We start from the raw sequence: 15423 nt of genomic DNA, 5'->3' as shown, positions 1-15423 counted from the left end.
AACCTTGCCCATTTTGCGCGCGTTTAAAACAGCACGCCCTGGACATTAAGACCTTAGCGGACACCACAAGTGATGAACAAAAATCTGCGCTTCAGCCATAAAATCCTGCTTGCCGCTGCCCTGATCGTTATTGCCGCCTTCGCCTCTTTCACGCTGTACAACGACTATTTGCAGCGCAATGCGATTCGCCAGGACCTGGACAATTACCTGCATGAAATGGGCACCGTTACTGCGAAGAATATCCAGACCTGGCTCGCCGGCCGTAGTTTGTTGATCGAAAATCTTTCACAGTCCGTTGCGCTCAACCCGGATATGGGAAACGTCGCCAATCTGCTTGAACAGAAGGCGGTGACTTCCAGCTTCATGGGTGCCTATCTAGGGAACAAGGACGGCAGCTTCCTCATTCGCCCGGACAGCAAAATGCCGGACGGCTACGACCCGCGCGCCCGCCCTTGGTACAAGACTGCAGAGAACAGCAGCGGCTCGGCTTTGACCGAACCTTACATCGATCTGGCTTCCGGCCAATTGGTGATTTCCATCGTCAACAGCGTGCTCAAGGGCGGCCAGAACCTTGGCGTGGTTGGCGGCGATCTGAGCCTGCAGGTGATTGCCGATAGCCTCAACGCGCTGGACTTCGGCGGCATGGGATATGCCTTTCTGGTCAGTGCCGACGGCAAAATCCTCGTGCATCCGGACAAGGCGTTGGTGATGAAGACGCTCAAAGACGTCTACCCGCAAGACACTCCACGCCTGAGCACAGACCTCAGCGAAATTGAGGTCGATGGTAAAACCCGTATCGTCACTTTCACTCAGATCAAGGGACTGTCCTCGGTCAACTGGTACATCGGCCTGTCCGTGGACAAGGACAAAGCGTTCTCGATGCTCAGTGAGTTTCGCGCGTCAGCGATCGTTGCCACCCTTATTGCCGTGGTCATCATCATCGCCCTGCTCGGCATGCTGATTCGCATCTTGCTCCAGCCACTGCATGTAATGACCCGTGCGATGCAGGACATTGCCGACGGCGAGGGTGACCTCACCAAACGCCTGACCATCGAGAGTCAGGACGAATTCGGTATTCTCGGCACCGCCTTCAACCGTTTCGTCGAGCGGATTCACACCTCAATTCGCGAAGTGTCCTCGGCCACCGAGCACGTCAACGAAGTGGCCTTGCGGGTAGTCAGCGCCTCCAATTCGTCGATGTTCAACTCCGACCAGCAGGCGTCGCGCACCAGCAGCGTTGCCGCGGCAATCAACCAGCTCGGCGCTGCCGCCCAGGAAATCGCCCAGAACGCCGCCCTCGCCTCGCAGCATTCCAGCGACGCCCGCAGCTTGGCGGAAGACGGTCAGCAAGTGGTCGACAGAAGCATCAAGGCGATGAATCAGCTGTCGACAATGCTGAGTGCTTCAAGCACCAACATTGAGTCCCTCAATAGCAAGACGGTGAACATCGGGCAGATTCTCGAAGTGATCACCAGTATTTCCCAACAGACCAACCTGCTGGCACTCAACGCAGCGATCGAAGCGGCGCGCGCCGGTGAAGCCGGGCGCGGTTTCGCGGTGGTGGCTGATGAAGTGCGCAATCTGGCTCATCGCACCCAAGAGTCTGCGCAACAGGTGCAGACCATGATCGAAGAGCTGCAGGTCGGGGCTCGTGAGTCGGTCAGCACCATGGGCGAAAGCCAGCGCCACAGCCACGACAGCGTGGAAATCGCTAACCTCGCCGGTGAGCGCCTGAACAGCGTGACCCAGCGCATCGGCGAGATCGACGGCATGAACCAGTCGGTGGCCACCGCTACCGAGGAACAGACCGCCGTGGTCGAGTCAATCAATGTCGACATCACTGAAATCAACACCCTCAACCAGGAAGGTGTGGAGAATCTGCAGTCGACCCTGCGCGCGTGTTCCGACCTTGAGCAACAGGCTGCACGCCTGAAACAACTAGTGGGCAGTTTCCGCATCTGACCGGAAACCCTCCATCAGCAAAAACGCCCTCTACTTGAGGGCGTTTTTATTTGTAACTAGCGACCCTTCCCACAACTCACCGAACATCTATTCTTCATAAAGGTCAACCCTAAGGAGAACAACCGATAGGAGGGATGCTCATCGTGCATATCGCTGACATAACCATGTTCTACGCCCCTGCCAGCGGTGGCGTGCGCACTTATCTGGATGCCAAACACCGTCGCCTGGGACGTCAGCCAGGTATCCGTCACAGCGTGCTGATCCCTGGGGCGCACCTGAGTGAGCAGGACGGTATTTACACAGTCCCCGCTCCCGCCCTGCCCTTCGGCAAAGGCTACCGTTTCCCTTGGCGTCTGGCACCCTGGCGCAATGTTCTGCGCGATCTGCAACCCAATTTGATTGAAGTCGGCGATCCCTATCTCACCGCTTGGGCCGCCCTTGACGCTCGCCGTCAGCTGGATGTGCCGGTGATCGGTTTTTATCACTCCGACCTGCCACTGCTGGCGAGCAACCGCATGGGCAACTGGTGCACACCGAATGTCGAAGCGTATATCCGCAAGCTGTATGGCAATTTCGATCGAGTATTGGCACCCAGCCAGATAATGGCAGACAAGCTGATCGGTCTGGGGGTGAGAAATGTTTTTGTGCAGCCTTTGGGCGTGGACCTGCAAATCTTCAACCCGAGCGCCCGAGACCCAGGCTTACGCGCTGAACTGGGCATTGCCGAAAGCACCCGGCTGCTGATCTTCGCCGGGCGTGGTTCCAAGGAAAAGAATCTGCCGGTTCTGCTCAGTTGCATGAAACACCTTGGTGAACGCTATCACTTGCTGCTGGTCGGCTCCTCCATGCCGGCCGTGGTGCCAGATAACGTCACGGTAATCGATGAGTTCTACCCCGCCCATCAAGTTGCCCGGTTGATGGCCAGTTCTGATGCGTTGCTCCACGCCGGTGATCAAGAAACCTTCGGTCTGGTGATCCTCGAAGCCATGGCCTGCGGCATTCCGGTGGTTGCGGTAGACGCCGGTGCATTCCAGGAAATCGTCACACCAGCCTGCGGCCTGCTCTGTATCCCGGACAACCCGTTGGCAATGGCCAATGCCGTGCATGATCTGTTCGCCTACGGCAGCGCTATTCTGGGCCAGCAGGCGAGACGCCATGTTGAGCAGCATTACGCCTGGGACACGGTGGTCAGCAGCCTGTTGAGGCACTATCGCGCCGTACTCGGCAACCAACAGCCGCTGCTGGCCCATGGTTGAGCCCATGAGCCTACCCAGCGTGTTGCTGGTCCTGCATGACGTCGCGCCGCAAACCTGGGCGGACTATCAGCCGTTCGTCGAAGCAGTGGATGCGCTGGGCAATGTGCCCATGACCTGGTTGGTAGTGCCCGACTTCCACAAGCACAACGCGCTGGATGCCCATCCGGATTTTCGTCGCCTGCTGAGCAGCCGCATAGCCCGGGGCGATGAGCTGGCGCTGCACGGTTATTTTCATTGCGACGACAGCCCGGCCCCGGTGAGCCCTCGGGATTGGTTCATGCGACGGATTTACACCCATGAGGGTGAGTTCTACGGTTTATCGAAAAACGCCGCCCTCGCCCGCTTGCACGCCGGAATCGAATTGTTCCAGCGCTACAACTGGCCGCTGGAGGGCTTCATCGCGCCAGCCTGGCTGATGAGCCAAGGTACGCGCCTGGCGCTGCGCGAGCTGCCTCTGAGCTACACCAGCGATCCACAGCATCTATATCGTCTGCCGGACTTCACTCAGGTCGATGCACCGGGGCTGGTCTGGAGCTCGCGCAATGCCTGGCGCCGTGGCCTGTCGAAGCTGCTCAGCGATCAACGCGAACAACGTTGGCGGCAAGCACCGGTAATTCGCCTCGGCTTGCATCCGGTGGACATGCGTCACAGGTACTCGTGGAACTACTGGCTACAAACCCTCAAGCGTTTGCTGGCAGACGGTCGCGTGCCGATGACCAAGGCCAACTGGCTGTCAGCTCAAACCATGATCGCCAGGTATGCCGCATGAGCAGGGTCATCTGGTTGGTCCTCGCCTTATCACTGGCAGTGCTGGTTCCCCTGCTGCTGGGCGGTAGCGATATGTGGCTGCGACTGCAGCGTTTCCCGCTCGCGCTGTTACTGACGATGCTGGGCATGATTGTGCTGTGCTGGGTGCTGAACTCATTTCGCCTGCGCCTGTTACTGGGGGAGCTGCGCGGCCAGGTCGGACGCCTGAAAAGCCTTGGAGTGGTGATGTCCACAGAGTTCGCCATGTGCGCAACACCCGGAGGCAGTGGAGGCCCATTGACATTAATGGCTCTGCTGGCGCGCAACGGCGTGCGCCCGGCCCATGGCAGTGCCGTGTTTGCCATGGATCAGTTGAGTGATTTGCTGTTCTTTATGTGTGCGTTGATCGGGATCATGTTTTACGCGCTGTTTCAGCATCTGAGTCAGAACCTCGAATGGATGCTGACCCTTAGCGCTATCTCGATGTTTGGTGGGCTCTGTAGCTGCCTGATCCTGGTGCGCTACCACCGCTGGTTGATTCGCCTGAGTGCCCGCGTGCTCAAACGCTTGAACGTCAGGGCATACACCCGACGGCGCTGGGCGCGCAAGTTGCTGCACTTCCTGGCGGCCTTCACCGCTACCCTCAAGTTGCCGTGGCAAACACTGGCCCGCGTGTTTGCGCTGACCTGCCTGCATTGGGCCTTACGCTACAGCGTGCTGTATCTGGCCTTGCGTGGTTTGGGCGTGGACGTACAGTGGGCCTGGAGTTTTCTGATCCAGATGCTTTCGCTCAGTGCAGGGCAATTCAGCCTGCTCCCTGGCGGCGCAGGCGCGGCTGAGCTCACCTCGGCAGCGCTATTGGCGCCGATGGTAGGAAAGTCGACTGCGGCGGCAGCGATTCTGATCTGGCGGGCCGTGACCTACTACTTCTACTTGCTGGCAGGTGGGCCGGTGTTCTTGCTGATGGTCGGTCGACCGTTATTGAGCAAGCTGATGAAACTTAAACAGGCTTAGGGGCTGGCTCGGTAGCCGGCTGTTCCTGTAATTGTTCCCACAATTGGGCAGCACCGGGAAACTCGGTACCGTCTTCCGGACTCAGGTCATCCGGGTCATAGCGGCTCAAGCAACCCTCACCTAATGTCGCCGGAGCCTTGGACGTTGCTTTATCCAGTGGATCAGCCATGTTTCGAGCCTCACTGTAGAAAATCGAAGGGCCCGTGGCGATTGAACGCTCAGACCCTTCGACATCAATCAGGGCATCAGCAATCAGAACACCACGGTCTTGTTGCCGTGCACCAGAACCCGATCTTCCAGGTGGTAGCGCAGGCCGCGGGCCAGCACCATTTTCTCGACGTCACGGCCGAAACGCACCATGTCTTCGATGCTGTCGCTATGGCTGACACGTACCACGTCCTGCTCGATGATCGGGCCTGCATCCAGCTCTTCGGTTACATAATGGCAGGTTGCGCCAATCAGCTTCACGCCGCGCATGGACGCTTGATGATACGGCTTGGCGCCTACAAAGGACGGCAGGAAGCTGTGGTGAATATTGATGACCTTGTGCGCATACTCACGACACAACTCGGGCGGCAGGATCTGCATGTAACGGGCAAGTACTACGACTTCAGCGTCGTGATGCTTGACCAGTCGCGAGACCTCGGCAAAGGCTGGCTCTTTATCCTGCGGATTCACCGGCACGTGATAAAAAGGAATGCCGTGCCACTCGACCATGCTGCGCAGGTCGTTGTGGTTGGAAATAACGCAGGAAATTTCGCAGTCCAGCTCGTCGCTGTGCCAACGGTGCAGCAAGTCAGCCAGGCAATGGGACTCGCGGCTGGCCATCAGCACCACGCGCTTTTTCTGCTCGGTGTCAGTGATACGCCAGTCCATGGAGAACTCTTCGGCAATCGGCGCAAACGCCTCGCGAAAGGCCTCAAGCCCAAAGGGCAGCGAATCGGCACGAATCTCGTGACGCATAAAGAACCAACCACTGAGATTGTCCGAGTGATGGCTCGCTTCGGTGATCCAGCCGTTATGGGACGCCAGAAAGTTACTGACTTTAGCAACGATGCCGACGCGGTCCGGGCAAGCAATCACCAGCCGAAAAGTGCGCATGAGGGGGAAACTCCAGAACTTCGCAAAGGCGGCCATTCTAGCCATTGTGCGGCAAAACTGCAGTACTCCTGACGCTTTGCTCTATAGGTTCGTCAGACGCCGACTGTCTGTGCGGCCCTTTTGCTGCATCCAAAACCCGAGCAGACCTTTCCTGAAAATTGCACAAGGCTTCTATTGTGAACATCTGTGACATCGTCATCACGGCATTTAACTGAAACTCGGATTTTTTCGCTAACCACTCTAATTAAATTAAATAAAAGCCTGCTTATATGTTTACTTGCTGAAACTGTCTGCCTATTATTACGGCACTGTAACCTTGTCACCCAGCGCCAACATAAGGTAGTCCTCATGTCCTTGATCAACGAATACCGCGCCACCGAAGAAGCTATCAAAGAGCTGCAAGCCCGTTTGAAGAATCTGTCCCAAGACGACAAACTGCAAACCGAGCTGGAATTCGAAGGCAAACTGCGCACCCTGATGGGCGAATACTCCAAATCCCTGCGCGACATCATTGCGCTGCTGGATCCAGAATCCAAAACCAGCAAAACTCCACGTGGCGCTGTGAAAACTACCGGCACCAAACGTGCTCGCAAGGTTAAACAATACAAAAACCCGCACAATGGCGAAGTCATTGAAACCAAAGGTGGCAACCACAAGACTCTGAAAGAGTGGAAAGCCAAGTGGGGCGGTGACGTGGTTGAAGGCTGGGCTACCCTGTTGGGCTAAGTGAAACACCTGTCGCGGACTATTTTGCGACCAAAAATAACGCCAGCTAGCTGGCGTTTTTTTATGCCTGCGATTCAGGCAAAAGAACTCACTGATTTCAAAGGCTCAAACGGTTGCGTAACGACTGAGCATAATCGCTCCATTCATTGAGCACCTGACGCTGAACCGATGTAGCACTTGCCAATAATTCCACGGTGGCTTCATTAAACGCGCTCAGCGTATTGGGTGCGCCCCACTCAGGTGCTGACAAGCGTTGCTGACAAAATAATCGCCAGCGTTCTTGTTCCTGACCACTCAAGGTGTCTGGAAAGTTACGAGCACGGTAACGGAACAGTAATTCCGGCAAGCGTTCATCATCGAACGGCCATTGCTCTTGCGCCAATTGAGCAGGGTCAGCAGTCCTGACTTGCTCACATAAGCGCCGATCCCGGTCACCAATAAAGCCATCGTATAACTGTTGCTCAGGGTCCGGGCTGGGGACAAAGTCCTCCCTGGAATAAATGGCCTGGACTTTATCTCGCCAAACTTCTTGTGTGTCGGTTAGCCGCAGCGCTCTGGCCTGATACTCATTCATATCCAATTGCAGACGTTGCTGATCTTCGGCCCTCAATACAGACAGCGGTGCCACCACCGGGCAACGGTTGATATGAATCAGTTTGAGCGGTACTGGCAACATGCCTTCTGCCAGATCGTCGCGGCAAGTATACAGTCGCTGGCGCAAGGTTTCGGCGTCCTGATCCAGCAGGCCCTGCGGATCGAGATGCAGATCGCAAACGATCAAGGCATTACGATTACGCGGATGCCAGGCTAGCGGCAGAACCACGCCGACATAATGTCGGGCAGCGGAAAACCGCCCCGATATATGCACCATCGGTTGCAACAGCGTTATCTGGTCCATGACTTTTTGCTTGCTGCGCAACTGGAACAGCCAGTCATACAACTTCGGTTGCTTGTCGCGAATCAACCGCGCCAGGGCAATCGTCGCCCGTACATCGGACAAAGCATCGTGAGCCTGGCCATGGTCGATGCCATTGGCAGCGGTCAGGCGCTCAAGTTTCAACGTGACGCGACCGTCCTCTTCGGGCCAGACAATGCCTTGCGGGCGCAGCGCATAGGCGGTGCGAACCACATCAATCAGATCCCAGCGACTGTTACCGCCCTGCCACTCGCGGGCATACGGGTCGAAAAAATTCCGATACAGGCCGTAGCGGGTCACTTCATCGTCAAAGCGCAGCGTGTTGTAGCCAGCGCCACAGGTACCGGGAGCCGCCAGTTGAGCGTGAACCCGGGTCATGAAGTCTGCTTCGCTCAGGCCCAGCTCGGCCAGGCGGCTCGGGGTAATGCCGGTAATCATGCTGGCCGCCGGGTGCGGCAGGATATCGTCGCTCGGCTGGCAATAGAGATTGACCGGCTCGCCTATCTCATTGAGCTCGGCATCGGTGCGGATCCCCGCCACTTGCAACGGGCGGTCGCAGCGCGGGTTGATGCCGGTGGTTTCATAGTCGTACCAGAAGATGGAGGTCACGGGCTATTCCTGATCTAAAGACCGGCAAAGTCTAGGCGTTCATAGGTTGGCCCGGCCAGCGATGTCTGCACTCAATCATTACCGGCTGCATTGTTTGTCATACATAGTTATGTCGTTTGCCCCTCGGACACTGCTAGCATCGAGTGAGTATTGATCCTCAGGCCACCAACCAAGTTGCCCATGATCCAGACTTCAGCACTGCCACGCAAAGCGCTGCTGCACCCGCCACTGGACACTCGGTATCAAGTCGAGACGCCGGAAGGCATCGACCTGTCACTGCGGCCGGCCGGGCTGATCCCCCGAGCATTGGCCTTCTCCATCGACCTGGGAATTCGCGGGTCGATTCTTGCCCTGCTGTTCATTGCCTTGGGTTCTCTGGGAGAACTCGGCATCGGACTGGGCTCGATTCTTTTGTTTGTCATCAGCTGGTGGTACATGGTGCTGTTCGAAGTGCTCAACCAGGGCCGCTCGCCGGGCAAACAGCTGATGGGATTGCGGGTTGTCCATGACGACGGCACGCCCATTGGCTGGACTGCCTCCCTGATCCGTAACCTGCTGCGCTTTGTCGATATGCTGCCCTTCGGGTATTTCCTCGGGGCAGTCAGTTGCCTGCAACATCCCACCTTCAAGCGTCTCGGCGACCTGGCAGCCGGCACGCTGGTGATCTATTGCGAACAACCGGTGACCCGCCCGCAACTCCCCCACGTTCAACCACTGCGGCCGCCCTTTGCCCTCAACCTGAATGAACAACGCGCCGTGTTGAGCTTTGCCGAACGCCAGGGCGAACTCTCCGATGAGCGAGTCAATGAGCTAGCCACCCTCCTCGCCCAGCCGCTGCAAGTAACACCCGCGCGCGCCGTCGCTGAACTCAACGGCATCGCGCGCGGCTTGTTGGGGCCGACATGAAGCAAAGCCTTTTCGAAAGCCGCCATCAACCCGAGTGGGAGCGATTTGCCCAACAGCTCGAACAGCTTGAGCACGGAAAAGCGCAAGCCAATAAATGCACCAGTTTCCCCAAGGACTACCGGCGACTTTGTCAGCATCTGGCCCTGGCCCAAGAGCGCGGCTACAGCAGTTTCCTGATCGACCCGCTGCAACAACTTGTGTTGCGCGGCCATCAACAGCTCTACCGTCACCGCAGTCGGTTGAGCGCCAATCTGTTGAGTTTCATCCTTGCCGACTTCCCCCGGTTGGTGCGCAAGCAATGGGGTTTTGTACTGGCTGCAAGCCTGGTGTTTTTTGGCAGTCTGATCAGCATCGGTACTTTGGTCTACCTGTTCCCGGAGCTGATCTACAACGTGGTCAGCCCGCAACAAGTCGCCGAGATGCAAACCATGTATGACCCTGACAGCAGCCGCCTGGGCCGTGTCGCCGATCGCGTAGCCAATGAAGACTGGGTAATGTTCGGTTACTACATCATGCATAACGTCGGCATCGCCTTTCAGACTTTCGCCAGCGGGTTGCTGTTTGGTCTAGGCAGTGTGTTTTTTCTATTTTTCAATGGCCTGATGATTGGAGCCATCGCCGGACACCTGACAGAAATCGGCTACGGGCCCACCTTCTGGCCTTTCGTCATCGGCCACAGTGCCTTCGAACTCAGCGCCATTGCGCTGGCTGGTGCAGCCGGACTGCAATTGGGCTGGGCGCTTATCGCCCCGGGGCACTTGCCCCGGACAGAAGCCCTGTTTCAGGCGTCGCGCAAAAGCGTGCAATTGATCGGTGGAGTCATGCTGTTTCTGGTCATCGCTGCTTTTATAGAAGCTTATTGGTCATCCCTGACCTGGCCCGCACCTTGGATCAAATACCTGGTAGGCGCCTTTCTTTGGCTGCTGATGGCGGCTTACCTGATGTTTGCCGGACGTACACCCCATGCGTCTGAGTGATGCCAGCGTGGTCATCCGCCCGCGTACAACCTGGGAAGCCATGGACCTGGGTGTACTGCTGAGCCAGCAACACCGGCGCCTGCTGATGACCAGCTGGGCACTCATCACCCTGCCGATCTTCGCCCTGCTCAGCCTGCTGCTATGGGACTCACCCAACATTGCCTTGCTGCTGTTTTGGTGGCTGAAACCGACGTTCGAGCGATTACCGCTGTATATCCTTTCCAAAGCCTTATTCGGTGAAACCCCAAATTTGAAGCAAGCATTACGCGAGTGGCCGCGCCTGCTCAAACCGCAACTGCTGGCCAGCCTGACCTGGCGCCGCTTGAGTTTGAGTCGAAGTTTCGTGATGCCTGTCGTGCAATTGGAAGGGTTAGCCGGCCAGGCACGGCAGCAACGACTACTTGTACTGCAGCAACGTAATAGCGGCGCGGCACGTTGGCTGACAGTGATCGGCGTCCATCTGGAAACAGCCTGGTGGATCGGACTGATGGTGCTGTTCTATTTGCTCCTGCCGCAACAGATCGAACTGGACTGGGGCTGGCAAACACTGATCGCCGCTGCCGAACAGGATTGGCTGTGGCTGGAACACCTGATCAATGCCTTCTACGTGATGGTGCTGATTGTCTGGGAACCCATATACGTCGCCTGCGGCTTCAGCCTGTACCTCAACCGACGTACCGTGCTCGAAGCCTGGGACATCGAACTGATCTTCCGTCGCCTGCGCCAACGCTTGAGCAGCGTCGCCGTCACCTTGATGCTGGCCGCACTGATGCTAGCGCCCATGGCACAGCCGTCATGGGCCGGCGAATTGCCAAGCGCACCGGACAGCCCACGTTTGCTCGAACAACCGCTGACCAGCCAAGCCTCCAGGGACAGCATCAACGCCATTCTCGAAAAACCACCCTTCAAGAATCCGCAAACCGTCACCCGTTATCGATTCGGCGAAGACACATCAGAACAAACCGACAACGCAGAACCACCCCAATGGTTGAAAGCGCTTTTCGGGATGTTCGATAGCCACAGCTTCGGCACCCTCGCCACCATTATCGAAGTCCTGCTCTGGGCCAGCATCATCAGTGGCGTTGCCTTACTGCTCTGGCATTACCGCGAATGGTTTCGGACCTTTGTCAGTCGCCGCCCGGTGCTGCGCGGCAAGATCGCTCATCCTGCCCCTCAACAACTGTTCGGTCTGGACGTCAGCCTCGAAACCCTGCCCGACGATGTCGCCACCAGCGCCGAAAGCCTCTGGCAGACCCAACCTCGCGAAGCCCTTGGTTTGCTTTATCGGGCCTTGCTCAGCCGTTTACTGCATGACTTTCAAATCCCCCTGAAAGCCGCCGACACCGAAGGTCAGGTGCTGGAGCGCATCCAGCACCTGCAACAACCGGCCCTGCAAACCTTCAGCACACGCCTGACCTTACATTGGCAGAATCTGGCCTACGGTCATCAACTGCCTCCTGCGCATCTGCAACAGGAACTCTGTGATGGCTGGCGTGAGTTGTTCGATTCAGGGTCGAAACGATGAATCGTCGCCTGCTTTTGCTCATCGGCTTACTCATAAGTGGTGGCCTGATAGCACTGAGCGTCTTTGTCTACCTGAACGTCGAGCCTTATCAGCAGGTGCTTGATCACGGCCCATCTCCCGAAGCCCGGGCCAATCCTTACCTGGCCGCCGAGCACTTTCTGCGCAAGCAAGGCTTGCAGGTCACTCACGCCAACAGCCTCACTGTCTTACCGACCCTGGAACCACACCAGCAAAGCCTGCTATTGCTTGGAGACAGGTCGAACATGAGCCCGCGTCAGGTCGATCAGGTACTGAACTGGGCCAGGGCCGGTGGGCGACTGCTGTTTGTTGCCCAGGCATTGTGGGATGAAGCGACTGGCAAAAGTGGCGATCTGCTGCTCGACCGCCTGCAAATTCACCAATCCCTGAGCAAAAACTTTAAAGGCCCGGCCCCCAAACCGAGTGACGACCCCTACCCCGAGCTGACCAAACTCTATCTGGAAGACGAAGAGGCGCCTGCCTACGTCAGTTTCGATACCGACTTTCATCTCGAAGACCCAAAAAACCTCGCCCAGTCCTGGGCCAACAGCGCCCAGGCCACCCACATGATGCAACTGAGCTATGGCCTCGGCTCGATCACCGTGGTCACCGACGCCGAACTCTGGAAAACCCCGAATATCGGCAAATACGACAATGCCTGGCTGCTCTGGTACCTGTATTCGGACACCGGCGTGACCCTGCTCTTCAATACTGAACACGACAACCTGCTGACCTTGCTCCTGCGTTATTTCCCTCAAGCATTGGTCGCGCTTGCGGCCTTGGCCAGTCTTGGGATCTGGCACGTCGCCATGCGCCGCGGCCCCGCGCAATCGCCAGCACCCAAGGCCCGCCGGCAACTCCAGGAACACCTGCGCGCCAGCGCCGATTTCCTGCTGCGACGTAGCGGCCAGGCCAGCCTGTTACACGCGCTGCAGCAAGACATCCTGCGCCGCGCCCGACGCCGTCACCAAGGTTTTGAACGACTCGGCGTTGCCGAACAATGGCAGGTGCTCGCGCGCCTGACCCGCCAACCCACCCGTGCAATCAGCCAGGCTCTCAGCCCACGGCCCAAGCAGCGGCTTTCCAGCGCTGACTTCAGCCGTCAGGTCGCCCTGCTGCAAACTCTCAGGAATGCCTTATGAGTGAACAACCGAAGGATGTGGGCCATTTCGAGCCTGCCAGCCCTCAGGCGCACGCCAACCAGCAGCGTCAGCGGGCCAGCCAACTGGCTCAGGCAGTGCGCCATGAACTGAGAAAAGCCGTGATCGGCCAGGATGCGGTGATCGATGACGTACTCACGGCACTGATTGCCGGTGGCCATGTGCTACTCGAAGGCGTGCCGGGCTTGGGCAAGACCTTGTTGGTCCGCGCCCTGGCCCGCTGCTTCGGCGGTGAGTTCGCGCGCATCCAGTTCACCCCGGACCTGATGCCCAGCGACGTCACCGGCCACGCGGTCTACGACATGCAAACCGGACAGTTCAAACTGCGTAAGGGACCGCTGTTCACCAACCTGCTGTTGGCGGACGAGATCAACCGCGCCCCGGCAAAAACCCAGGCGGCGCTGCTCGAAGCCATGCAGGAACGCCAGGTCACCCTCGAAGGCCGCGCTCTGCCGATCGGGCAACCGTTCATGGTGCTCGCCACACAAAACCCCATCGAGCAGGAAGGCACCTACCCGCTGCCCGAAGCCGAGCTCGACCGCTTCATGCTCAAAGTCCGCATGGATTACCCGGACGCCGACCAGGAGTTGAACATGGTCCGGCAGGTCAGCCGTTCGACCAAGGCCGACATGCTCGATGTACAACCGCTGCGCACCGTGCTGCAAGCCAAAGACGTGCTGACCTTGCAACGCATTGCCAGCGATTTACCTCTGGATGAACAGGTACTCGACTACGCCGTGCGTTTAGCCCGCACCACCCGCAGTTGGCCCGGTCTGATCCTCGGTGCCGGGCCGCGCGCCTCGATCGCACTGGTGCGCGGCGCACGGGCCCGAGCGTTGTTGCGTGGCGGTGAGTTCGTGGTCCCGGATGACATAAAGGGCTGCGCACTGGCTGTGCTGCGCCACCGTGTGCGAATCGCACCGGAGCTGGATATCGAAGGGCTGGAGGTCGACCAAGTGCTCAAGCAACTGCTTGATCAAGTCCCGGCGCCACGATTGTGAGTGCCTTAATGATGGATCCGCGGTGTGGTGAAAAAGATCGCAGCCTTCGGCAGCTCCTACGGGATTTTCGGTTGCACACCATCGGAGTAGGAGCTGCCGCAGGCTGCGATCTTTACCGGCCCACACACGCTCTGAAACCTTGTGTGGGAACCCAACACCCATGAAACCCTCGCGCCTGCTGCTGATCTGGCTTTCGGTGCTGTTGGGCATCGGCATTGTGCTGGGCACGCTTCGGGCACTCGGAATCACTGTTGCGCCGAGCCTGCTGTCCATCAACTGGGGACTGCTGCTGGCCCTGCTGCTCTTGGCAATGCTCGATGCGTTCAGGCTCAAACGCTTGCCGTCGCCACGCCTGCAACGGCAGATGCCGGGCAGCCTGGCGCTTGGCCGCTGGGGCGAAGTACGCCTGGATATCCAGCACGACTATCACCAACCGCTGAGCGTACAACTGTTCGACCATGCGCCAGACGGCCTGAGCGTCGAGAACCTGCCGCAAACGGTCGAGCTGCTACCTGGCCAGCAGAGTCAGATCGGCTATCGCCTGCGCCCGCTCAAACGCGGCCATTTCAGCTTCGAACGTTGCGAAATCAACCTGCCAAGCCCTCTGGGCCTGTGGTCTGATCGACGCTATCTGGCCGTGGCCGACACCACCCGCGTCTACCCGGACTTTGCCCGGTTGTATGGCGCGCAGCTATTGGCCGTGGACAACTGGCTCAGCCAGCTCGGCGTACGCCAGCGTCAACGTCGTGGGCTGGGCCTGGAGTTTCACCAATTGCGCGAGTTTCGCGAGGGCGACAGCCTTCGGCAGATTGACTGGAAAGCCACCGCACGCCAACGCACCCCGATTGCCCGGGAGTATCAGGACGAACGTGACCAGCAGATCATCTTCCTGCTCGACTGCGGCCGACGTATGCGCAGCCAGGACGGCGAGCTGGCGCACTTCGACCACGCCCTCAATGCCTGCCTGTTGCTCAGTTACGTCGCCTTGCGTCAGGGCGATGCGGTGGGCCTGAGCACTTTTGCCTGCGAGCAACCGCGTTACCTCGCCCCGGTCAAAGGCAGTCATCAGCTCAACGCCCTGCTAAACGCCGTCTACGATCTCGACAGCAGCCAACGCCCCGCTGATTACCAAGCCGTCGCCAACCAACTGCTGGCCCGACAAAAACGCCGGGCGTTGGTGGTGCTAGTAACCAACCTGCGGGATGAAGACGACGAAGAATTACTGACAGCCGTCAAACGCATGAGCCGACAACACCGAGTGTTGGTCGCCAGCCTGCGCGAGGAAATACTCGACAGTGTGCGGCAAACACCTGTGCAGACTCTGCCTGAAGCGCTGGTTTATTGCGGCACGGTCGATTATTTGAATGCGCGGGCCGAACTTCATGAGCGATTGACCGCTCATGGTATTCCGGTGCTGGACGCGCGACCCCGTGAGTTGGGCGCGGAACTGGTGACGCGGTACTTAAGCTGGAAGAAGGCTGGAGTGCTTTAACGACTGCTTCGCC

At 58.3% G+C, this 15423-nt stretch carries 14 protein-coding genes and 1 pseudogene; 12 read left to right on the top strand and 3 right to left on the bottom strand.

Annotated elements, in window-relative coordinates:
• Positions 1 to 72: 72 nt before the first annotated feature.
• The 5 genes and pseudogenes from ACZYSM_RS17865 to gpgF all read left to right on the top strand — a co-directional run.
• Positions 73 to 1104, top strand: a pseudogene (locus ACZYSM_RS17865) (HAMP domain-containing protein); the annotation flags it as partial.
• Between the two features lie 93 nt (positions 1105 to 1197).
• Positions 1198 to 1962 carry a methyl-accepting chemotaxis protein gene (locus ACZYSM_RS17860; RefSeq protein ID WP_489073121.1) on the top strand — a complete coding sequence of 255 codons (765 nt, stop codon included), beginning with the start codon at positions 1198 to 1200 and terminating at the stop codon, positions 1960 to 1962.
• A gap of 134 nt (positions 1963 to 2096) precedes the next feature.
• Positions 2097 to 3218, top strand: coding sequence for an N-acetylglucosaminyl phosphatidylglycerol synthase (gpgS, locus tag ACZYSM_RS17855; RefSeq protein ID WP_489073044.1), 1122 nt, complete (start codon positions 2097 to 2099; stop codon positions 3216 to 3218).
• Positions 3211 to 3987, top strand: coding sequence for an N-acetylglucosaminyl phosphatidylglycerol deacetylase (gpgD, locus tag ACZYSM_RS17850; protein ID WP_489073042.1), 777 nt, complete (start codon positions 3211 to 3213; stop codon positions 3985 to 3987). The genes gpgS and gpgD overlap by 8 nt, the downstream gene beginning before the upstream one ends.
• The gene (gene gpgF / locus ACZYSM_RS17845; RefSeq protein WP_489073040.1) at positions 3984 to 4979 is read left to right on the top strand and encodes a glucosaminyl phosphatidylglycerol flippase; all 996 of its coding nucleotides are present in this window, start codon (positions 3984 to 3986) and stop codon (positions 4977 to 4979) included. Before gpgD ends, gpgF begins: the two co-directional genes overlap by 4 nt.
• Here gpgF and ACZYSM_RS17840 read toward each other — a convergent pair.
• Positions 4966 to 5148, bottom strand: coding sequence for a hypothetical protein (locus ACZYSM_RS17840; protein WP_489073038.1), 183 nt, complete (start codon positions 5146 to 5148; stop codon positions 4966 to 4968). The genes gpgF and ACZYSM_RS17840 overlap by 14 nt on opposite strands.
• Before the next feature lie 83 nt (positions 5149 to 5231).
• A complete protein-coding gene (gene purU / locus ACZYSM_RS17835) occupies positions 5232 to 6080 on the bottom strand; it encodes a formyltetrahydrofolate deformylase (protein WP_489073036.1) in 849 nt (282 codons plus the stop codon).
• 348 nt (positions 6081 to 6428) lie between these two features.
• Between purU and mvaT the strand changes: the two genes are divergently transcribed.
• The gene (gene mvaT / locus ACZYSM_RS17830) at positions 6429 to 6806 is read left to right on the top strand and encodes a histone-like nucleoid-structuring protein MvaT (RefSeq protein ID WP_150805129.1); all 378 of its coding nucleotides are present in this window, start codon (positions 6429 to 6431) and stop codon (positions 6804 to 6806) included.
• A gap of 97 nt (positions 6807 to 6903) precedes the next feature.
• On the opposite strand, the gene sbcB is transcribed toward mvaT, so the two are convergent.
• Positions 6904 to 8331, bottom strand: coding sequence for an exodeoxyribonuclease I (sbcB, locus tag ACZYSM_RS17825; protein WP_489073034.1), 1428 nt, complete (start codon positions 8329 to 8331; stop codon positions 6904 to 6906).
• A gap of 180 nt (positions 8332 to 8511) precedes the next feature.
• Here sbcB and ACZYSM_RS17820 point away from each other — a divergent pair, with 180 nt between their 5' ends.
• From ACZYSM_RS17820 to ACZYSM_RS17795, 6 genes are all read left to right on the top strand, one after another.
• Entirely contained in the window at positions 8512 to 9237 is a 726-nt protein-coding gene (locus tag ACZYSM_RS17820; RefSeq protein WP_489073032.1) for an RDD family protein, read from the top strand.
• Entirely contained in the window at positions 9234 to 10214 is a 981-nt protein-coding gene (locus ACZYSM_RS17815; RefSeq protein WP_489073030.1) for a stage II sporulation protein M, read from the top strand. The genes ACZYSM_RS17820 and ACZYSM_RS17815 overlap by 4 nt, the downstream gene beginning before the upstream one ends.
• Positions 10201 to 11739 carry a DUF4129 domain-containing protein gene (locus tag ACZYSM_RS17810; protein ID WP_489073028.1) on the top strand — a complete coding sequence of 513 codons (1539 nt, stop codon included), beginning with the start codon at positions 10201 to 10203 and terminating at the stop codon, positions 11737 to 11739. Before ACZYSM_RS17815 ends, ACZYSM_RS17810 begins: the two co-directional genes overlap by 14 nt.
• The gene (locus tag ACZYSM_RS17805) at positions 11736 to 12899 is read left to right on the top strand and encodes a DUF4350 domain-containing protein (protein ID WP_489073026.1); all 1164 of its coding nucleotides are present in this window, start codon (positions 11736 to 11738) and stop codon (positions 12897 to 12899) included. The genes ACZYSM_RS17810 and ACZYSM_RS17805 overlap by 4 nt, the downstream gene beginning before the upstream one ends.
• A complete protein-coding gene (locus tag ACZYSM_RS17800) occupies positions 12896 to 13918 on the top strand; it encodes an AAA family ATPase (RefSeq protein ID WP_489073024.1) in 1023 nt (340 codons plus the stop codon). The genes ACZYSM_RS17805 and ACZYSM_RS17800 overlap by 4 nt, the downstream gene beginning before the upstream one ends.
• Positions 13919 to 14078: 160 nt before the next feature.
• Positions 14079 to 15410 (top strand): DUF58 domain-containing protein, encoded by a 1332-nt coding sequence (locus ACZYSM_RS17795; protein WP_489073022.1) that lies wholly within the window; start codon positions 14079 to 14081, stop codon positions 15408 to 15410.
• Positions 15411 to 15423: the final 13 nt, after the last annotated feature.

The sequence above is a fragment of the Pseudomonas sp. F220 genome (assembly GCF_057813935.1).
The sequence above is the reverse complement of the archived record's forward strand: the minus strand, read 5'-3'. Positions and strand labels throughout refer to the sequence as shown.